Source organism: Bradyrhizobium sp. 160, from assembly GCF_023073735.1.
GTDB lineage: Bacteria > Pseudomonadota > Alphaproteobacteria > Rhizobiales > Xanthobacteraceae > Bradyrhizobium.
This window is the reverse complement of record NZ_JADPKD010000005.1, coordinates 97,406-115,544: the sequence shown is the minus strand read 5'-3', so window position 1 is coordinate 115,544 and position 18,139 is coordinate 97,406. Positions and strand designations below refer to the sequence as shown.

Genomic DNA, 18,139 nt, shown 5'->3' with positions numbered 1-18,139 from the left:
TTGCAATCACGCCGCCTGCGACCGCCCGTCGTCGCCCGCGCAGGCCGCCGCGCTGTCGTCGAAAGCCTCGCACATCCGCATCGCGACCATCAGGTTTTCCGGCGTCAGCACCTCGGCCGTCGGCCCCCAGGCCACGGGGCCGCGCGCCAGCACCAGTGTCTCGCTGAAATGGGTACGCACCATCTCCATGTCGTGCAGCGCGGCCAGCACGGTGCGGCCCTCGGTGTGCCAATCCTTCACCAGCGCGAGCAGATCGGCCGTGGTCTTGCTGTCGATGGCGTTGAAAGGCTCGTCGAGCACGATCAGGCTCGCGTCCTGAAGCAGCACCCGGGCAAACAGCACGCGCTGCATCTGGCCGCCGGAGAGCGTGCCGATCGGACGGTTCTCGAAACCGTTGAGGCCAACGGCGGCGATTGCGCGCAGGATTTTGTCCCGCGCAGCCTTGCCGATGCCGCCGAACAGGCCGGTCCCGCGCCACAGCCCGGTGCCGACGAAATCGAACACCGAGATCGGAAAGCTGCGGTCGATCTCGGCGCTCTGCGGCAGGTAGGCGATGTCCCTGCTGTCGAGGCCGCCCAGATGGATGCTGCCGTCGAGCGGCTTGAGGATGCCGACGATGCCGCGCAGCAGCGTCGACTTGCCGGCGCCGTTCGGGCCGATCACTGCGACGAGCGCGCCGGATGCGACCTCGCCATTGAGATGGTGCACGGCCGGATGCCGGTCATAGCCGAGCGTGACATTGTGGAAGTGTAGCGCCGCCATGGTCACCTCATCGCCAGAAAGACCATGCCCCAGAGCACCGCGCAGACGGCGAGCGCGGCCGCGAGGCGGCCGGCCATGGTCATGCGCAGGATCGACCACGGGGCCGCCTGGGCCGGATGCGGCGAAGCGGGATCATGGACATGGGCATGGGTGTGGTCGTGCCCGTGCGAATGCACGTGGTCGTGGGAGTGGTCGTGGTGACGGGCGTGAGACACGGCGGGAACCATGGCAGGACGTTATATTATAACATTTCGTCTGTCCACGCCGGGCTCAAGGCTTGCCGATCAGCATGGCGATGGCGGCCGCCACGAACGGGAACGGCATCGATACGGCGCAGCGGAACCAGACGAAACGGGCCGGCATGAACGGGATCTCCACAGGATCACCCTTTGGAACGCGAACAGGGCCCAGGCAACGACATAGGCAACCACCTGGGGCACCCCGCCGCCCGACTTCAGCGCCACCGTGCCGATGGAGAAGCCGATGACAGGTCCGCCCGGCGTGGCGGCACCGGCGACCACAGCAGATGCGACCCCGAGCCAACCGCTGTCCGGCCCGAGCCAGCCGGTGATCACCTCCTGCGGGATGATGGCGGCGATGTAGCCGGCGCCGATCACTCCCAGCGCGATCCGCGGCACGATGTTGATGAAGTCCATCGAGCCTTCGCGCAGCGAAGCCTTGAACACGGCAGGGCCGCGGCGGAAGGCGATCAGGCCGACGCCGAACACCGAACTCCACAACAAGATGTCGATCAGAAACGCGGCGCTCACGTCTCGTCATCCTTCGTGATCGGCTTCGGATAGAGCCGGACATAGACGAAGCGGCCGAGCGCGCCGGCAAGCACCGGCAGCGGCAGCGAGATCACGATCCGCCACAGCGTGAAATCGGTGCCCATGATCGGGATTTCCCACGCCACAGCCCGACCGTAGCCGATCAGGGTCCAACTCACGACCATGGCGATGGTGGCTCCGAAATCGGCGCCGACCGCGAGCAGCGCGCTCGCGACCGGATAGGCGGTGAAGGGACCGCCCGGCAGGATCGCGCCGAAGGCGGTGCCGATCAGAAGCCCCATCAGGCCGGATTTCGGCCCGAGCGAGCGCGAGACTTTTTCATGCGGCAGGATCTCCGAGATGAAGGCGCCGAGCAGACAGCCGGCCAGCACGCGCGGCAGGATGCCGCCGAATAGCGAAAGGTCGTGTGTGAGAATGTCGAGAACACCGCCCGTGCCGTCACGCCGCCAGACCAGAGCGGCGCTCACCACCACCAGGACCGCGATGATGATGGTCGACCAGCCGATCGGCTTGCGCACACGCCCAGGCCGCGGCTCGGAGTCCGCGTCCTCGGCAGACGCCGGGACTTTCGGGGAAGGTTCTGACAAACGGGCTTGGGTCGGATCGAGGGGATGCCCGTCCTGATTAGGGGCGCCGTCCTCACGATGCAAACATTAGCGCGGCGGGCGCGTTGCGTGCCCTGCGCAGGGCCATGCGAGACGCCAACGAATTCCGCAGAGCAGACGAATTCCGCACAGCAAAAAGGCGGCCGCGCATGCGACCGCCTTGTCTGTCATTCCGGGACGCACGAAGTGCGAACCCGGAATCTCGAGATTCCGGGTCTGGTGCTGGCGCACCATCCCGGATAACGAGGTGAGACCTTACGCCTTCTCAAACAGGGACTCGACGTATTCCCAGTTCACGAGGTTCTCGACGAACGCCTTGAGATAGTCCGGACGGCGGTTGCGATAGTCGATGTAGTAGGAGTGCTCCCAGACGTCGCAGCCGAGGATCGGGGTGGCGCCGTGCACCAGCGGATTCTCGCCGTTCGGGGTCTTGGAGATCTCAAGCTTGCCGTTCTTGACCTGGAGCCAGCACCAGCCGGAGCCGAACTGGCCGACGCCGGCCGCCTGGAAGTCGGTCTTGAACTTCTCGAAGCCGCCGAGGTCCTCGTTGATCTTCTTCTCGAGCTTGCCCGGCAGCTTGGTGCCGCCGCCATTGGGCTTCATCCAGCTCCAGAAATGAATGTGATTGTAGTGCTGGCCGGCATTGTTGAACACCGCGGGGTTCTTGCCGAACGAGCCCTTGACGATCTCTTCAAGGGATTTGCCTTCCCATTCGGTCCCCTTGAGCGCGTTGTTGCCGTTGGTGACGTAGGCCTGATGATGCTTGTCGTGATGATATTCCAGCGTCTCCTTCGACATGTACTGGCCGAGGGCGTCATAGGCGTAAGGGAGGGGGGGCAGCGTAAAGGTCATGGCTTCTTGTCCGCAACTGGTGGGGAACGAGTTCTAACGGTCACCCCTTATAGAAGGTTCCGTCGCCGTTAAATACCGCCAATTTGCGAATATGCGTGAGGCGGACGCTTGGCACGATTGCAAAAATCGTCGCAGCACGGGCATTCGCACGGCTGGGTGCCCTGGTACAAAATATCATTGCCTTTGAGGCGCTTATCGCAGAACGAATGCTTCGACCGCGAAAGAGAAAGTCATGAGCATCGAAATCGACATTCTGAACGGCGACGCCTCGTGGCCGATCGCGGAGCCGCTGCACCAGGCGGTCTGGGGCCCGCACATGGTTGCGGATAAGCCCTGGGCTTATGTCAAATGGGCCAATGCCGATCTCCGCGTGCTGATCGAAACGCCCGAGGATGGTCTCGTCTGCCATGTCGGCGTCTACTTCCGAACCGTCACCTGGAACGGGCAGAAGGTCCATGTCGGCGGCATCGGCGGCGTCTGCACCCGCGAGGACCGGCGCGGCCGCGGCTATGCCACCATGGCGATGGACGCAGCGGTGCACACCATGCGCGCCAACGAGGCGGTGCGCTTCGCGCTGTTGTTCTGCGAGCCGCACAATTTCGCGTTCTACGAGGCACGCAGATGGCAGCCCTTCAAGGGCGAGGTCTATTGCGAGCAGCCGGAGGGCCGAATCCGCTTCGACTACATGGCACCCTACGTCTTCGACATCGTCCGCGCGCCGACGCTGGGCACCATCGACCTATGCGGCCTGCCGTGGTGAGCCCTGCGTGAGCGAGGGCTGCGCCGGCCGCCTCACGCCTATAATATGTCAGCCATCATTTAAAATCCCGCCCGGTGAACATGACGATCGACGCCTCTGCAGACGCCGTCCCGCCGATTGCGCCGGTCGTCTCCCCCATCGCCAGCCTGCTGACGGCGCCGATCCTGCCGACATTGCTGCGGCTCGCGATCCCCAACATGATCGCGATGGTCGGCAGCACGCTGGTTGCGATCGCCGAGACCTCCTATATCGGCCGGCTCGGCACGATCCCGCTCGCCGCGATCGCGCTGGTGTTTCCATTCGCAATGCTGACGCAGATGATGAGCGCGGGCGCGATGGGTGGTGGCGTCTCCTCCGCGATCAGCCGCGCGCTCGGGGCGGGAGATCGCGACCGCGCCGCGACGCTCGCGCTGCATGCGGCCATCATCGGCCTCTGCGGCGGGCTGTTCTTCACAGTGATGATGCTCGTGTTCGGCCGCTCGTTCTTTGCGCTGCTCGGGGGCCGCGAGCGCGTGCTCGAGGAGGCCAGCGGCTATTCGCAGGTGCTGTTCTCCGGCGCGGTCGCGATCTGGCTCGTCAACACGCTGGCCTCGGCGATCCGCGGCACCGGCGACATGCGTCTGCCTTCGATGACGCTGATCGGGGCGAGCGTGCTCCAGGTCGCGCTCGGCGGCACGCTGGGCCTCGGCCTGTTCGGCGTGAAGCAGTTCGGCATGCCGGGCGTCGCGAGCGGCCAACTGATCGCGTTCAGCTGCGCCGCGGTCTTTTTGCTCTGGTATCTCTTGTCCGGCCGCAGCCGGTTGCAGCTCGACGTCCGCGCCTTCCATTTCGACCGGGCGATGTTCCTGGACATTCTCAAGGTGGGCGCGGTGGCCTGCCTGTCGCCGCTCCAGACCGTGCTCACCATTCTGATCTTCACAAAAATCCTCGCGACCTTCGGCACCGAGATGCTGGCCGGCTACGGCATCGGGTCGCGGCTGGAATTCCTGCTGATCCCGATCACCTTCGCCTTCGGCATCGCATCGGTGCCGATGGTCGGCATGGCGATCGGTGCCGGACATTTGAAGCGCGCGCGGCGCGTGGCCTGGACCGCGGCCGCCGCCTCCGGGCTCACGGTCGGCCTGATCGGCCTCGTGATCGCGCTCGATCCGTCGCTATGGGTCGCGCTCTTCACACGGGATCCCGGCGTAACCGCCGCTGCCTACAGCTATTTCTACTGGGCAGGTCCGGCTTTCGTGTTCTTCGGCATGGGCGTATCGTTGTATTTCTCCTCACAAGGCGCGGCGCGCGTCGGCGGGCCCGTGCTCGCCTCCACGGCGCGGCTCCTGATCGTCGCGGTCGGCGGCGTCAGCCTCATGATGGTGCAGGCGCCGGCCTGGACCTTGTTCGCTCTGGTCGGCGGCGCCATGGTCGTGTTCGGGCTGTCGACTGCCGCCTCGGTCGCCTTCGTGCGCTGGGGCAAATGAGCGCAGGCGAATAGGCGCAGGCAATAAGCGCGGGAATGTGATTCTATCCAGCGTTGCACTATCCTGCCGGCCTGCTATGGGAGGCGCCTTCATTTTCGGGGCACTCTCCATGTTCAGCAAATTCGCGCTTCCCTTCGTCGTCCTGGCTGCACTGCTTGGCGCAACGAGCGCCCAGGCGCAGAGCGCCGACGGCACGTGGCTCACCCAGGCAGGCGATGCGCGCGTGAAGATCAGCAGATGCGGCGGTGGCATCTGCGGCCACATCGTCTGGCTGCGCGAACCCTATGACACCGCGACCGGCCAGGCCGCGACCGACAGCAAGAATCCCAATCCCGCGCTCGCGAGGCGTCCGATGATCGGCCTGCCATTGTTCAGCGACATGCAGCCGTCAGCTCCGAACAAATGGTCGGGCCAGATCTACAATGCCGATGACGGCAGCACCTATGCGAGCAGCGTCACGGTGACTGGCGCGGATTCGTTGCGGGTCGAAGGCTGCGTCGGCGCACTCTGCGGCGGCGAGACCTGGACGCGCGCGGGACGCTAGCGGTTCACGCCACCATCGCCTTCAACGCCGTGGCAGCCGAAGCATAGCCGCCCCGCGCGCCGTCGATGAAATGGACGTGATCACTGCGCAGCGCCGAGGGCGTGAAGCAGGTCATCATCGCCGCGTCCTGCTGGTAGAGGCCGTAGCGCACGATGCCATCGCGCGCGGCCGCAGCGAGACGATCGCTCAGCGCGCGTTCGAGCTCGGCCGTGCAGTCGAGGATCATGCGCAGTCCGTCGTCATATTTCCTGAAGTCCGAGTTCTCGACCACCTGACGCTTGTAGACGCTTGGCACGAAGCCGCCGACCTTGATGTCGAAGCGCATGATCAGATAGGCGAACAACGTGTAGGCCAGGACGGTGGCGCGGCGCACGAGCAGAGGGCCGCCGCGCTTGGTGCGGGCTTCATAATCCAGCCCCTGCGGCGGCCATTTCAGCGGCGGCCCCTGCGCAGGCACTGGACGGCCGCCATCCGGACTGCGCTCGACGAGATGGATGACGTCCTCGATCACCTTGCGGAAAGCCAGCGGGTCAGCGCCGCGCGCCGGCATCACCAGCACCGACAGAATCAATCCGCGTGACGCAGGCATTACCTCGAAGCGGCAGGACAGGCCGGAGAGATCGGGCTGCGTACCGTTTGGCGCTTCAGCCACCGCGAACTCGCCGCGCTTCATCGCGGCGTCCGCCCAGGCCAGGCCGCCGCCGGAGAACATCGCATGGGACAGGTTCGCCGACGGACCGAAGCGTGCGACGCGTACGTCGAGGCCCTGCGCACGGATGGCACTGACCGGCACCAGGGCGACGCGCATCTTCAGATCGAGCTCCTCCCGTACCCAGGTCGCGGTTGCCGCCAGCGCGTCGCGGGCAAGTTCGAGATCGTGAGGCGCGACCGCAAAGCTCGCTCCATCGCCGCCGAACACGAAAGGGAATTCGCGCCCCTCCAACGCGTTCGTCACCGCCGCGATCACGGCGGCGCCGGCCATGTTGACCGCTTTGTAGCGCTGCGCCGCGATCGCCTTGGTGGAATCGACGATGTCGGCAACGCCGATGCTCCAATTGTCCGGCAGCGGCGAATACAGCACCGGATCCATCAGGCTGGTGAAACCGCGGAAGACCGGAATGCCGCTGTAAAAGGATTCGCCTGATGTCATCGGGAGATGCCGGATGGTTGGGATGGCACGTTGCAAAACAGGTACGCGGCAGGACCGATCCGGGTTCGCCGGCCGGTCTCGCCGCGACGTCCCGATCATTGGTCAAATGGAGCTGAACAACAAGCTCGCACCGCGATGCAATGCCGCACTTTGATCGACATCAACAGCGCATCGCAAATAGTGTTTACTCTTGATCTATCGAAAATGATTGCCGTACGCCGGCATACGGGCCTCGACCGCAATCGGTGAAGATGCCGGAAAGGCTGACCGCCACCGTCGCTGATTGATTTGCCGAAGACCTTGAAGCACCGGACGTGAGCGGCTAGTGCAGCTTCTCGTCCTGACGCTTGCGCAAGACATCGAGAGAGGCGTCATGACAGCCGATCAGATGCACGAATTGCTGCGGATACATCTCATGGCCGTTGCCACCGGAATTCTGATGCGTCATCGGCGGACAATGGCCGTCATCGGACGTCGCGCGGGATTGCTCCGTCTGGCCCTGATTTGAAGCGGTCATGTCAGGCATGGTCATGGACTGCTCCCCCTGTCGGTTAGGGCAGATCGATTGACGTAACCCAACCGGTTGCGAGCATCTTACGACCACGTCCGGTGAATTGAAATTGGGCCGGATCAACTCTACGGCGGCAGCGGAGTTCCACTTAGGCCGTATTCCCCGCGTCGATCGTGAACACGGTGCCAGTGACGTTGCGCCCGCCCTCGCCGAGCAGATATTCCACCATGCGCGCGACGTCCTCGGTCTCCGGCAGGCGGCGCAGCGCGCTGCGGCCGGCGATCCGCTTGCGTCCCTCGTCGGAGAGATTGTGCGTCAGCTCCGTGTCGATGAAGCCCGGCGCGATCGCGTTCACGGTGATGCCGAGCTTGCCGACCTCGCGCGCCAGCGAGCGGGTGAAGCCGGTGGCGGCGGCCTTGGTGGCGCCATAGACCGAGAGGCCGTTATAGCCGGTGGTCGCGATGATGGATGAGATGTTGATGATGCGGCCGGCGCCATCGGCCATCATCTGCCGCGCCACGTATTTGGTGAGGATGATCGGCGACAGCACGTTGAGCTGCACCAGCGCCGCAATCTCGGAATTGTGCATGGTCGCGAGCAGGCCTTCGGTGCCGAGGCCGGCATTGTTGACGAGGCCGTAGATCGGGCCGAATTCGTCGCGGATGAGCTTTGCGAACGCCGGGATCGCATCGATCACGGCGAGATCGCAGGCGCGGAAATGCAGGCGTGCTTCGGACGCCGCGATCCCGGCCTTGAGCTCCTCGCTCTCGCGCCGTGCGGCCGCAATCACGTTGAAGCCTGCGCCGGCGAGGCGCCTTGCAATCGCAAGGCCGATGCCGCGGCTGCCGCCGGTGACCAGAACGTTATGCATCGGTGCGCGCCAGTTTGCCGGCCGGAGTGACATCGAGCGCCTCGACGAAGCGGATGACCGCCGGCACCTTGTGTGAGGCGAATTGCGCGCGGCACTGATCCAGAATCTGGTCGCGGATCTCTTTCGTGCGCGCAGGATCGCAGCCGTCGGCGAGAATCACGTCGGCGACAACGATGCCGCCGGTGATCGGGCTGCGGCGGGATTTGGCCCGTGACATCCGCACGTCGGGATGGCGGTTGATCACGGCCTCGATCTCCTCGGGGTGAACCTTCAGCCCGCCGATATTGATGATGCCGCCGCGGCGGCCGATGAAATAATAGCGATCGCCGCGCAACTCAACGATGTCGCCGCTGTCGACAAAGCCGTCCGCGTCGGTGAGCGCGGCAGCGTCGCGGCCAATGTAAGCATGTGCGGTGCGCGTCGAGCGAATGCGCAGCGAGCCGTCGACCACCTTCATCTCGACGCCATTGCGGTTGCCGAGATAGTTGGCCGGAAAGCCCTCAAGCCCGTCATTGACAGCAAAGCCGACGCCGGCCTCGGTCGAGGCATAGGCATGACCGACCGAGGCATTGGGAAATGCCGCCTTCAGGCCGTCCAGCACCGCCTGGTCGGCGATCTCGCCGGAGAGACGGACGTAGGCCGGCGCGAACTGTGTCGTCGAGCCGCTCATCAGGAGCTTGCGCCAGTGCGAGGGCGTGCCGGAAATATGGGATACGCCGCGCGCGTTCAGCCGCGCGACGTGATCGGCCAACGCCTCATGCGGATCCGACAGTACCATGGAGCCGCCGGAGAGGATGGCGCGGAGGAAGATTTGCAGGCCGCCATAGCGGCGGATGTCGTAAAACGTCGCCCATACCGGCGCAGGCCCGCGCGGCGGACCTTCGGCGACGATCGCGCCGGTGAGAGCTTCCAGCGTATGGCCGACGATCTTTGGCACGCCCGAGGTGCCCGAGGTGAGCATCAGCCATTCCGTGGCACGTTCGGTCTTCGCCGGCGCGGCCGCTTCGAGCGGCAATTTCGCCGTGACGATGAGCGCGACATCGGTGCTGGTCCAGCCATCGTCGTCGTCGGCGACGACAGCATCGATTCCGGCATCCGCGATCAACGTGTCGAGATACGCCGGATTGAGATCGGGCGGGCACAACAGCATGCGACGGGCGATGCCGTCGAGCTCGATCATGGCAAGGCCCGACCGGAGCTGGTCGGATAGCTTGAGGAGCACGCAGCGGCCGGACAATTCGCGCAGGCAGCCACCCAGGACGGTGTGCGACAGGATGTCCGTCAGCGACACAACTTGGTGCGCGTCCGAGAGCGTGCGGCCCTTCAGCTCCGCGCCGAGATGGTCGCGAAGCGCAAAGATCTCACGCGGGGACATTTTCGTAGGCCCGCACGAAATCGCCCACGGTGGCGGGGAACGCTGCGTCCTCGGAAATGGTGAAGGGGTCGACGCCGGTCTCGTCCTCGAGGCGCGCGACCAGGATCGCGAAGGCGAGCGAGTCGAAGCCCGTCTCGTGCAGGGACAGATCGTCCGAGAGTGCGGGAAGCGTGACGTGCTGCTCCTTGGCGATCTGCTGGATCGCTTCAATGACCTTAGACCTTACCGACATGGCTGGCTCGCTTGTTGTTATCGATCGTTCGCGTTGCGGCGGCTCTTGCTGACCGCCTCCCCATCACCGCCTGTTTACCCGACAGAAGTAAATGGCTTCTTGGACAATTCAGATAAAATTGGACCTATCTGCGCATTTTCGCAGCGTTACAGCCTGATCGTGCCGTTCACGATTTGCGCATAGGCCTCGGCGTCGAGCGCGACATAGGCGCCGGATTTCGGGTCCAGCATGAACAGCGGATCCGCTATCGCGTCCGGATCGAAGCCGTCGCGCGCGAGGTCGCCCTTCTTCTGCTTGAAGGTCTCGGTCGCGTCGATCTCGCAACAGATGCGGATGAAAGCGGGGCGGGCATAGGGCGGCAGGCGCTGTCCCAGATGCGCGGGCAGCGCGGCGATGTCAAAGCCCTCGTTCACGACAAGCGCGCTCATGCCGGCGCGACCGTCAGTGCCGGGGATGCCGACACCGTAGGTGGTGGCATCGATCACGCCGGTGAAATCGCGCACGGCATCGTTCACCTCCGACGCCGCGACGTTCTCGCCCTTCCAGCGGAAGGTGTCGCCGATGCGGTCGACGAAGTGGAAGAAGCCCTTGTCGTCGAGCCGCATCAGGTCGCCGGTGCGGAACCAGGCATCGCCGCGGGCAAAGACGCCGCGCAGGATCTTCTTCTCGGTCTCGCCCGCGTCGGTGTAGCCCTCGAAACGGCCGCCGCCCTGGTCCGCGGTACCGATGCGGCCGATCGCTTCACCGGTCTCACCGCGGGCGCAGGCGATGCAAAAGCCTTCTTCGTTGCGTAGCGGCGCGCCGCTGTCGGGGTCGAGCTTGATGAGGCTCGCGGGAAAGCGGTGCGCGAGCAGCGGTGGAATGCGGCCGATCGCGCCGGGCTGCCCCTCGACGTTGAACAGCGAGAAATTGCCTTCGGTCGCCGCATAGAATTCGAGAATGCGGGGAATGGAAAAGCGCGCCTGAAAGTCTTCCCAGATGTCGCCACGCAGGCCGTTGCCACAGACGAGCCGCAGACGATGCGCGTTCTCATATTCCGACGGCGGCGCCTTGAGCAAATAGCGGCAGAGCTCGCCAATGTACTGGAACAGCGTGCAGTCATGCCGGACGATGTCGGACCAGAAATGCGAAGCCGAAAACTTCTCCGCAATCACCACCGACCCGCCGGCAGCCAGCATGCTGCAGGGCGCGACAATGCCGCCGACCGAGTGGAACAGCGGCAGGCAATCGTAGAGCCGGTCCTGCGGCGTCGCCCCGGTGAGGCCGGCGAACCAAAAGCTCCAGTTGAGGATGCGGCGGTGGCTGATGCTGGCGGCCTTCGGCAGGCCGGTGGTGCCCGAGGTATAGATCAGCAGCGCGCGGTCATCGATGGTGACGTTGCCATATTCGTCCGGCGAGAGCGCTCCATCGTCGAACGCGGCCAGCGCCACGTCGATCGCGCGTTCGCCGCGGGCATCGCCGTGGGTCCAGACTTTTGCTTCGGTCTTCAGATACGGCGCGGCGCTATCCAGCATCCGCGTCAGCTCATGCGCAACGATGACATGCGACGGCTTTGCGACATCGATGCAATGCGCGAGCGATTGCCCAACGAGTTTGGTGTTGATCAACGCGGCCACGCCGCCGACACGGCCGATGCCGAGCCAGGCCGCGACATAGTCGATGCCGTTCGGCATGATCAGAGCAACGGTGTCGTCCTTGGCAATTCCAGCCGAGCGCGCCCAGCGCGCATAGCGGTTGATCCTCTTCGACAGACCTTCGTAGTCGAGAGTGGCCTCGTCCGTGACCAGCGCTGCGCGATCGGGCTGGCGTCGCGCCCAATCGTCGACGACGTCAGCGAACAGACGGCCCGGCAGAGTCTCGATCCGCGCGGTGAGCTCGATCGCCTTCAGCCAGATTTTCGAAGCTGAGGGCGCGCGCGCGACTTTCGGTTGCTCAATGACACTGGTGGTCATGCCGTTCATTCTCTCAGGCCGTGTGTGCTGATCCAGCAGCTTAGACCTGCGAGCCTGCCCAGATGTTAAGAGACAGGGTAAACCCGGTTAGTACGGGATTAACGCTAGTGACCCTTGATCAAGCCGGAGGGATCGGCGGCATGCCGATGGCCGAGACGATCGCTAGCGCAGGTGGTCGAGTTGCCGGGGTTCAGGAAGTGTAGCGGTAAGCCCCAGGCGAGGCGGAGCGGCGATACGCCCGGCGCTAACCGTTTAGCCTGTAACGCGGGCGCGAGGCCGGGGCGTTGACAGGATAGTACGGATTAAGGTCGCAGGTCGCGGCGCGGCCCGACGCCGTGGCGCGGCACTGCGGTATCGAGATGAAGGAACAGTCGTACCACTCCCCGCCCCCGCCGTTCGCGCCGGAATAGACGTGCATGCAGATGGGATAGCGGGGGTCGAAGGTCTGCGCATGCAGCGGCGCAGCCGCCAGCATGGCACCGAAAGTCATGATCAGGCCGAGTGAGTGGCGCATGAAGACAGTCCCCAGAGGTCGCATCGTGGAAGCGCTAGTGCACCTTCTTGTGGCGGCGGCGCGGCGGCGGCGGTTCATCGAAGGCGTAATAAGGATTGACGTCGCAGCTGGCCGAGCGGCCCGACGCCGTGGCGCGGCATTGCGGCAGCGAGGTGAACGAGCAGTCGAAATAGTCACCGCCGCCACCGGTGAAGCCGCCGGGCGTATAGACGTGCATGCACACCGGGTATCGCGGATCATAGGTCTGGGCGCCGGCATCTGACGCGCCCAGCACCGTGACGACCGCGATGAGCATCAAGATTGACAGGCGCATGGCGAAATCCTCGATTTGGTCAGGCGCGCCGGCGCGGATGCCAGCCGCCTCATATGGCATAACACCACGCAAGAGGCGACTGTTCCCAGGGACAGATGACGGCAAGGTGAGTGGAGCAAGCTAGCCGCCGAGCCCCTGCAGCACGAGACGGTTCAGCCTCGCCGCAAACGCCGCCGGATCTTCCGGCAATTCGCCGTCCAGGATCTGCGCCTGTTCGAGCAGGAGCAGACTGAGATCATCGACCACCTTCGAGCCCGCCTGCGCCTTGGTGATCGCGCCCACCATCGGATGGCGCAGATTGATCTCGAGGATCGGCTTGGTTTTCATGCCGCGATTCTGCTGCGCCAGGATGCGCTCCAGTTCGCGACTCGGGCCCTGGCTGTCGGCGACGAGACACGAGGCGGAGCTGGTGAGCCGCGTCGAGGCCTTGACGTCGCTGACGCGCTCGCCGAGCGCCGCCTTGATCACCGCGATAGTAGCGGCTTCATCCGCCTCAGGCTCATCCTTTTTCGCCTCGTCCTTGTCGTCGACGCGCGGGATCAGGTCGAGGTTGAGATCGCCCTGGCTCAGCGATTTCAGCGGCTTGCCCTCGAATTCCGAGGGCATCGAGGTCCAGAAGGCGTCGACGGGATCGGACAGCAGCAGCACCTCGATGCCGCGCGCGGTCGCGGCCTCAAGCCGCGGATTGGACTTCAGCCGCTCGATGCTGTCGCCGACGAGATAGTAGATCTCGGTCTGGTTCGGCTTGAAATCGGCGATCACCTGCTTCAGCGACCGCTTCTCACCCGACGTCGTGGTAAAGCGCGACAGCGCCAGCAGCTTTTCACGACGTTCGAAATCCTCGTAGATGCCTTCCTTCAGCACGGCGCCAAAGGCATCCCAGATCTTGGCGAAATTCTCCGGATCCTTCTCGGCGAGGCTTTCGAGCTCGGACACAACGCGGGTCGCCACGGCTTTGCGGATCTGCGCGAGCTGCGGATTGTTCTGGAGCATCTCGCGGGAGATGTTGAGCGGGAGATCCTCACTGTCGACGACGCCACGGATGAAGCGGAGATAGCCCGGCAACAGATCGGCATCATCGGTGATGAAGACGCGGCGGACGTAAAGCTTGACGCGGCCCTTGCGGTTCGGCTCGAACAGGTCGAACGGTTTCGTCGATGGCGCGAACAGCAGCACGGCGTAGGAATATCGGCCCTCGGCGCGGTAATGCAGCGTCATCGCGGGATCATCGAAGGCGGAGGCGATCTGCTGATAGGCCTTCTTGTAGTCGTCTGCGGTCAGCTCGGATTTCGAGCGCTGCCACAGCGCGCTTGCCGAATTGATCTGGCGCGGCTCGCCCTCACCAGGCACGAGCTCGATGGGAAACAGGATGTTGTCGGAATAGGCACCGACGATGCGCTCGATCTCGTAGGTCTCGAGGTATTTTTTGGCGTCGTCCTTCAGGTGCAGGACGATCTCGGTGCCGCGCGCCACGCGTGCCGCGTCCTCGTCGCTGGCACGGGCGATCTCGAACCCGGAGCCGCCGGAGGACGTCCAGCTCCAGACGTCACTCTCACCGGCACGGCGGCTGATCACGACGATCTTCTCGGCGACCATGAAGGCGGAATAGAAGCCGACACCGAACTGACCGATCAGGCCAAGGCCGTCCTTGGCTTCCTTCAGCTTCGACACGAACGCCTTGGTGCCGGAGCGGGCGATGGTGCCGAGATGATCGATCAGCTCCTGGCGCTCCATGCCGATGCCATTGTCCGCGACCGTGAGCGTTCCGGCTGTCTTGTTCGGGATGATGCGGATCTTGAGCGCGTCGCCCTCACCCAGCAGCGCCGGACTTGCGATCGCCTCGTAGCGCAGCTTGTCGCAGGCATCGGAGGCATTGGAAATGAGTTCGCGGAGGAAGATATCGGTTTCCGAATAAACAGAGTGCACCATGAGGTGCAGCAGTTCGGAAACTTCGGCCTGGAAAGGCTGCGTATGCACAGCCGTATCTAACGTCGTCATGCGCTTACCCGGTCAAATCAAAGGGAGGAACCCGGATATAGCGCGACGACACGGCGGATCAAGAGGATGTGAAGGGGCGCGGCAGAGCCTGCCTTGACTGGACGAATGCCCAGATCAGGTCACGCAGCGGCCGGGCTGGAGCAGCTTGGCGATCTCGGTCAGAGAGCTGACCATCGGCTCGCAGGCGATCGTCGGCTTGCTGCGCGCCTTCTGCAGGCTCTGATTCTGGTTTTGGAGCAGCACCGGCGGCTTCGCATTGCCGGTCTCGATCACCGCCGGCACCCGCAGCAGCACCGACGTATCGGCAAGGTCATTCAGTCGCATCGACACGGTTCGGGTCGGAACCGGTGCCGGCTTGATCTCGCCAAGGCGGTCGGCCTTGCCGGTTCGGTTGACGTTGTGGCTTGGCGCGTAGTTGGTGCTGTGGCTGGGAATATCGGCGACGGCCTGCCAGCGGTCGGCCAGATCGTGGCCGGAGGCCAATTGCACCGCGCCCAGCGTTGCGGCAATCGCGACGGCGCCTAAAAATGCCTTTTGAGTCTGTGACATGGCTGTCGATCCCTCGCCCCATGGCGATCGCGGGAACAACGCTGACGAAGGATCAGGGGTTCTCGGCCGTCACGATCACTTAACCGTGTGCGAAAAAAGTCGCCGGCCGCGCAAAATATTTTGCAAGGCGTGGAACGACTTTCGCGGGCAGGAGTCGTCTCAGCAGCCGGCTATTCCCCCCTGCCCCATAAGCCGGCGACGTAGGGCGCGACTGTGGTGATGCCAGTCGCGCCTTACTTTTGTCTGGGGCTCACTTTTGCTTCGCATTATTTGGCCGTCCCCGCCAGCCAGTCCCGCCCTTCACCATAGAGCTTCTCGACTTCAGGCCCGGTGAGGCCCGGCATGTCGCGCTTGACCTTGTAGCCGATCAGCTCCTGCATGTAGGCGAGGTGGCGGTAGCCTTCGGGAAGGGCGGCGAGCGCTTTCTGGTCGAGCTGAAGCGGCGCGGCGGGATCGACGGGGTCGATTCGGTCCTTCTCGTAGATCGGCTGGCGGCGGACGATTCCCCATTGGCCGTGCCGCTTCTCCAGGAAATCGTAGAAGCGTCCGGTGCAGACGACGTCGCAGAGCACGTCGTGCACCAGGGCCCGCTGTGAGATCGTCATTTTGGTCTGGGCGATGGCCCGCTCGCCCTCGAGGTCGATGCTGGTGCCACCGAGGAAATGCAGGATGCGCACGCCCTTGGCGAACCCCTCCTGGCTGACGCGCATGAAATCCCGCGCCGGCCCCTGAAACCAGGTGGCGGACATCCAGCCTTCATCATGCCAGACCGTGGCAAAGCGCTCCCAGTCGCCGGCGTCGCGCCACACCGCCCAGTTCTCGACGAGGTCGCGGATGGCCAGGCGATCGAGGAGTTGCTGGTCCATGTGCACGCCTCCGAGGGAAGTCCGATGCACGAGGTATGAGCGGCCAATTCGATGCCAGTCAAGCCGTGGCACGCAAACACTAAAAATCCGGCGTGCCCTTGCAGCACGCCGGATCAATCTTGCGCGGGAGCCTCTATCAGGCCGCCGGTGCCTTCGGCGTGCGGTTGCGCGAGTTGCGCTGGAAGAACAGCGCCTGGCTCGCCACCGCAGACACCATCGCCGGCTGGAACGGTTTTGAGATCAGGAACGCGGGCTCGGGGCGCTCGCCGGTGAGGAATCGCTCGGGGTACGCGGTGATGAACACCACCGGCACCTCGAAGGTGCGGAGCAGCTCGTTGACGGCGTCCAATCCGGACGAACCGTCGGCGAGCTGGATGTCGGCGAGGATCAGGCCGGGCCGCTTGTTCTTGGCCAGCGCCACCGCATCGGCATGGGTTCGCGCGACGCCGACGACGTTATGGCCGAGATTCTTCACCAAGCTCTCGAGGTCCATGGCAATGAAGGTCTCGTCCTCGATGATCAGCACGTCGGTGGCGATCTCGGCCGCCATCTCGCGTCCGGCGGCGTCCGCAAGCCGCCGCGTCTCGCCCACGTCGGTGCCGAGAATGAAGGCGACTTCCTCTTCCGAAAAGCCCTCGAGCGAGAGCAGCAGGAAGGCCTGCCGCGGCAGGGGTGTGATGTTCGACAGCCGCCGTTCCGGCGGCATCGGCAGTGTCGTCACCTCGGCATCGTCGTTGACGGAGACCGAATTCCAGATCTGGGTGAACAGCCGGAACAGGCCGGCGCGCGGCCCATGGCTCTCGTCGAGCACCGACGGATCGCCAAGCATGGCTTCCAACATGGCGGCGACATAGGCGTCACCGGAGGCCTGGCTGCCCGTCAGGGCACGTGCATACCGGCGCAACAGCGGCAAGTGTTCAGCAACGAGCTGTGAACGGGACATCCCCACTCCATTCATCTTCGGGCCAGCCTTGAGGTCACCCTTAGGTCAGGCGTTACGCGGGGGGCCCGGGTTCCCCTGCTCGGCTGTTTACGCCTCAGCTTCAGAAAAGTTCCGCATTGCGCGGAACTTTTTCTCGCAGCTCGCATTGTGCCTATCCAGGGAACGGCTCCCGGTTGAGAAAATTTCTCGATTTTACAGTCACTTAACTCGGGGAAACGTGGAACAGGTCATGAAAGATCTTAAGTCTCAAGCCAGCAAAAGCACGACCCCCGGCAAGGGAGGGCTCACTCCGGAGATCCAATCCCGGATCGGGCATCAGCTGCGCGCCATGTACGACGATGTCGTGCGGCAGGGGGTTCCGGATCGGTTCGCTGAACTGATCAAGAAGCTTGATGCACAAGGAGCGACTTCCCAAGTGGAAAATGAGGGCGGATCCAACGACAACAGCAATGGGAGGGATTAATGCCTCTCACCGACTCCCTGCGTAACGACATCCTGGCGGCCGTGCCGAGTCTGCGCGCGTTCGCGATCTCGCTCAGCGGCAATGCGGACCGCGCTGACGATTTGGTGCAGGAGACACTGCTTCGCGCGCTCGCCAACATCGACTCGTTCCAGCCTGGCTCCAATCTGCCGGCGTGGTTGTTCACGATCCTGCGCAACCTGTTCCGCTCCGACTATCGCAAGCGGCGGCGGGAGGTCGAGGACGCCGAAGGCAACTACGCCAAGACGCTGAAGACGCAACCATCGCAAAACGCGCATCTCGAATTCGAGGAGTTTCGTACGGCGCTCGACAAGCTTCCACAGGACCAACGTGAAGCGCTGATCCTGGTCGGCGCCTCCGGCTTCTCCTACGAGGATGCGGCCTCGATCTGCGGCTGTGCGGTCGGCACCATCAAGAGCCGCGTCAACCGCGCCCGCTCGAAGCTCGCTGCGCTGCTCTATGTCGAGGGCGCCGAGGACTTTGGGCCCGACGAGACCGTAAGGGCCGTGATCGGCGGCAGCGGCGGCTGACGGCGGCGTCAACTGGGTGAGACAAACAAAGGCGGCCGCTTCCGCGGCCGCCTTTGCGCGTCGCCGATGGCGTC

Annotated in this window: 21 protein-coding genes and 1 pseudogene; 5 read left to right on the top strand and 17 right to left on the bottom strand. The window is 64.3% G+C overall.

Annotation, left to right across the window (positions count from 1 at the left end; all coding sequences use genetic code 11):
* Positions 1-6 precede the first annotated feature (6 nt).
* The 5 genes and pseudogenes from IVA98_RS01565 to IVA98_RS01545 form a co-directional block, all read right to left on the bottom strand.
* On the bottom strand, positions 7-762 hold the full coding sequence (locus IVA98_RS01565) for a metal ABC transporter ATP-binding protein (RefSeq protein ID WP_247299175.1): 756 nt from the start codon (positions 760-762) through the stop codon (positions 7-9).
* Positions 763-764: 2 nt separating this feature from the next.
* Positions 765-989: a hypothetical protein gene (locus tag IVA98_RS01560; protein ID WP_247299173.1), complete on the bottom strand. Its 225-nt coding sequence runs from the start codon at positions 987-989 to the stop codon at positions 765-767.
* A 43-nt stretch (positions 990-1,032) separates the two neighbouring features.
* Positions 1,033-1,532 (bottom strand): annotated as a pseudogene (locus tag IVA98_RS01555) (hypothetical protein).
* Positions 1,529-2,140 carry a permease gene (locus tag IVA98_RS01550; RefSeq protein ID WP_247354232.1) on the bottom strand — a complete coding sequence of 204 codons (612 nt, stop codon included), beginning with the start codon at positions 2,138-2,140 and terminating at the stop codon, positions 1,529-1,531. The pseudogene IVA98_RS01555 and the gene IVA98_RS01550 overlap by 4 nt, the downstream one beginning before the upstream one ends.
* A 273-nt stretch (positions 2,141-2,413) precedes the next feature.
* Entirely contained in the window at positions 2,414-3,010 is a 597-nt protein-coding gene (locus tag IVA98_RS01545; protein WP_027573470.1) for a superoxide dismutase, read from the bottom strand.
* Between the two features lie 232 nt (positions 3,011-3,242).
* Here IVA98_RS01545 and IVA98_RS01540 point away from each other — a divergent pair, with 232 nt between their 5' ends.
* The 3 genes from IVA98_RS01540 (at position 3,243) to IVA98_RS01530 (ending at position 5,780) form a co-directional block, all read left to right on the top strand.
* Positions 3,243-3,770, top strand: a complete 528-nt coding sequence (locus IVA98_RS01540; protein WP_247336546.1) for a GNAT family N-acetyltransferase — start codon at positions 3,243-3,245, stop codon at positions 3,768-3,770.
* 80 nt (positions 3,771-3,850) lie between these two features.
* Positions 3,851-5,236, top strand: coding sequence for an MATE family efflux transporter (locus tag IVA98_RS01535; RefSeq protein WP_247299500.1), 1,386 nt, complete (start codon positions 3,851-3,853; stop codon positions 5,234-5,236).
* Between the two features lie 109 nt (positions 5,237-5,345).
* Complete coding sequence (locus IVA98_RS01530; protein ID WP_247299168.1) at positions 5,346-5,780, top strand: DUF2147 domain-containing protein; 435 nt, start codon at positions 5,346-5,348, stop codon at positions 5,778-5,780.
* Positions 5,781-5,784: 4 nt separating this feature from the next.
* Here the strand turns inward: IVA98_RS01530 and IVA98_RS01525 are convergent, their stop codons facing one another.
* The 12 genes from IVA98_RS01525 to IVA98_RS01470 form a co-directional block, all read right to left on the bottom strand.
* Positions 5,785-6,930 (bottom strand): DUF3095 domain-containing protein, encoded by a 1,146-nt coding sequence (locus IVA98_RS01525; protein ID WP_247299166.1) that lies wholly within the window; start codon positions 6,928-6,930, stop codon positions 5,785-5,787.
* Positions 6,931-7,252: 322 nt separating this feature from the next.
* Positions 7,253-7,462: a hypothetical protein gene (locus IVA98_RS01520; protein WP_247299164.1), complete on the bottom strand. Its 210-nt coding sequence runs from the start codon at positions 7,460-7,462 to the stop codon at positions 7,253-7,255.
* A gap of 127 nt (positions 7,463-7,589) precedes the next feature.
* Positions 7,590-8,312 (bottom strand): SDR family NAD(P)-dependent oxidoreductase, encoded by a 723-nt coding sequence (locus tag IVA98_RS01515; RefSeq protein WP_247299162.1) that lies wholly within the window; start codon positions 8,310-8,312, stop codon positions 7,590-7,592.
* A complete protein-coding gene (locus IVA98_RS01510) occupies positions 8,305-9,687 on the bottom strand; it encodes a class I adenylate-forming enzyme family protein (RefSeq protein WP_247354231.1) in 1,383 nt (460 codons plus the stop codon). The genes IVA98_RS01515 and IVA98_RS01510 overlap by 8 nt, the downstream gene beginning before the upstream one ends.
* Positions 9,674-9,919: an acyl carrier protein gene (locus IVA98_RS01505; protein ID WP_015688794.1), complete on the bottom strand. Its 246-nt coding sequence runs from the start codon at positions 9,917-9,919 to the stop codon at positions 9,674-9,676. The genes IVA98_RS01510 and IVA98_RS01505 overlap by 14 nt, the downstream gene beginning before the upstream one ends.
* A 146-nt stretch (positions 9,920-10,065) precedes the next feature.
* Positions 10,066-11,880 carry a long-chain-acyl-CoA synthetase gene (locus tag IVA98_RS01500; RefSeq protein WP_247299159.1) on the bottom strand — a complete coding sequence of 605 codons (1,815 nt, stop codon included), beginning with the start codon at positions 11,878-11,880 and terminating at the stop codon, positions 10,066-10,068.
* A 235-nt stretch (positions 11,881-12,115) separates the two neighbouring features.
* The gene (locus tag IVA98_RS01495) at positions 12,116-12,385 is read right to left on the bottom strand and encodes a DUF3551 domain-containing protein (protein ID WP_247299158.1); all 270 of its coding nucleotides are present in this window, start codon (positions 12,383-12,385) and stop codon (positions 12,116-12,118) included.
* Positions 12,386-12,419: 34 nt separating this feature from the next.
* Positions 12,420-12,698, bottom strand: a complete 279-nt coding sequence (locus IVA98_RS01490) for a DUF3551 domain-containing protein (RefSeq protein WP_247299156.1) — start codon at positions 12,696-12,698, stop codon at positions 12,420-12,422.
* A gap of 120 nt (positions 12,699-12,818) precedes the next feature.
* Entirely contained in the window at positions 12,819-14,696 is a 1,878-nt protein-coding gene (gene htpG, locus IVA98_RS01485) for a molecular chaperone HtpG (RefSeq protein WP_247299154.1), read from the bottom strand.
* 114 nt (positions 14,697-14,810) lie between these two features.
* Positions 14,811-15,245, bottom strand: a complete 435-nt coding sequence (locus tag IVA98_RS01480; protein ID WP_247299152.1) for a hypothetical protein — start codon at positions 15,243-15,245, stop codon at positions 14,811-14,813.
* 266 nt (positions 15,246-15,511) lie between these two features.
* Positions 15,512-16,111, bottom strand: a complete 600-nt coding sequence (locus IVA98_RS01475; RefSeq protein WP_247299149.1) for a nuclear transport factor 2 family protein — start codon at positions 16,109-16,111, stop codon at positions 15,512-15,514.
* A 136-nt stretch (positions 16,112-16,247) separates the two neighbouring features.
* Positions 16,248-17,054, bottom strand: a complete 807-nt coding sequence (locus IVA98_RS01470) for a response regulator (protein ID WP_247299147.1) — start codon at positions 17,052-17,054, stop codon at positions 16,248-16,250.
* Between the two features lie 229 nt (positions 17,055-17,283).
* Between IVA98_RS01470 and IVA98_RS01465 the strand changes: the two genes are divergently transcribed.
* Both IVA98_RS01465 and IVA98_RS01460 read left to right on the top strand, forming a co-directional pair.
* Complete coding sequence (locus IVA98_RS01465; RefSeq protein ID WP_247277731.1) at positions 17,284-17,517, top strand: NepR family anti-sigma factor; 234 nt, start codon at positions 17,284-17,286, stop codon at positions 17,515-17,517.
* Positions 17,517-18,065: a sigma-70 family RNA polymerase sigma factor gene (locus IVA98_RS01460; protein WP_008543571.1), complete on the top strand. Its 549-nt coding sequence runs from the start codon at positions 17,517-17,519 to the stop codon at positions 18,063-18,065. Before IVA98_RS01465 ends, IVA98_RS01460 begins: the two co-directional genes overlap by 1 nt.
* Positions 18,066-18,139: the final 74 nt, after the last annotated feature.

Coding starts and splice junctions, on each gene's coding strand:
- IVA98_RS01565 (WP_247299175.1), bottom strand. CDS start 762: ATGGCGGCGCTACACTTCCACAATGTCACGCTCGGCTATGACCGGCAT.
- IVA98_RS01560 (WP_247299173.1), bottom strand. CDS start 989: ATGGTTCCCGCCGTGTCTCACGCCCGTCACCACGACCACTCCCACGAC.
- IVA98_RS01545 (WP_027573470.1), bottom strand. CDS start 3,010: ATGACCTTTACGCTGCCCCCCCTCCCTTACGCCTATGACGCCCTCGGC.
- IVA98_RS01540 (WP_247336546.1), top strand. CDS start 3,243: ATGAGCATCGAAATCGACATTCTGAACGGCGACGCCTCGTGGCCGATC.
- IVA98_RS01535 (WP_247299500.1), top strand. CDS start 3,851: ATGACGATCGACGCCTCTGCAGACGCCGTCCCGCCGATTGCGCCGGTC.
- IVA98_RS01530 (WP_247299168.1), top strand. CDS start 5,346: ATGTTCAGCAAATTCGCGCTTCCCTTCGTCGTCCTGGCTGCACTGCTT.
- IVA98_RS01525 (WP_247299166.1), bottom strand. CDS start 6,930: ATGACATCAGGCGAATCCTTTTACAGCGGCATTCCGGTCTTCCGCGGT.
- IVA98_RS01520 (WP_247299164.1), bottom strand. CDS start 7,462: ATGACCATGCCTGACATGACCGCTTCAAATCAGGGCCAGACGGAGCAA.
- IVA98_RS01515 (WP_247299162.1), bottom strand. CDS start 8,312: ATGCATAACGTTCTGGTCACCGGCGGCAGCCGCGGCATCGGCCTTGCG.
- IVA98_RS01510 (WP_247354231.1), bottom strand. CDS start 9,687: ATGTCCCCGCGTGAGATCTTTGCGCTTCGCGACCATCTCGGCGCGGAG.
- IVA98_RS01505 (WP_015688794.1), bottom strand. CDS start 9,919: ATGTCGGTAAGGTCTAAGGTCATTGAAGCGATCCAGCAGATCGCCAAG.
- IVA98_RS01500 (WP_247299159.1), bottom strand. CDS start 11,880: ATGAACGGCATGACCACCAGTGTCATTGAGCAACCGAAAGTCGCGCGC.
- IVA98_RS01495 (WP_247299158.1), bottom strand. CDS start 12,385: ATGCGCCACTCACTCGGCCTGATCATGACTTTCGGTGCCATGCTGGCG.
- IVA98_RS01490 (WP_247299156.1), bottom strand. CDS start 12,698: ATGCGCCTGTCAATCTTGATGCTCATCGCGGTCGTCACGGTGCTGGGC.
- htpG (WP_247299154.1), bottom strand. CDS start 14,696: ATGACGACGTTAGATACGGCTGTGCATACGCAGCCTTTCCAGGCCGAA.
- IVA98_RS01480 (WP_247299152.1), bottom strand. CDS start 15,245: ATGTCACAGACTCAAAAGGCATTTTTAGGCGCCGTCGCGATTGCCGCA.
- IVA98_RS01475 (WP_247299149.1), bottom strand. CDS start 16,111: ATGGACCAGCAACTCCTCGATCGCCTGGCCATCCGCGACCTCGTCGAG.
- IVA98_RS01470 (WP_247299147.1), bottom strand. CDS start 17,054: ATGTCCCGTTCACAGCTCGTTGCTGAACACTTGCCGCTGTTGCGCCGG.
- IVA98_RS01465 (WP_247277731.1), top strand. CDS start 17,284: ATGAAAGATCTTAAGTCTCAAGCCAGCAAAAGCACGACCCCCGGCAAG.
- IVA98_RS01460 (WP_008543571.1), top strand. CDS start 17,517: ATGCCTCTCACCGACTCCCTGCGTAACGACATCCTGGCGGCCGTGCCG.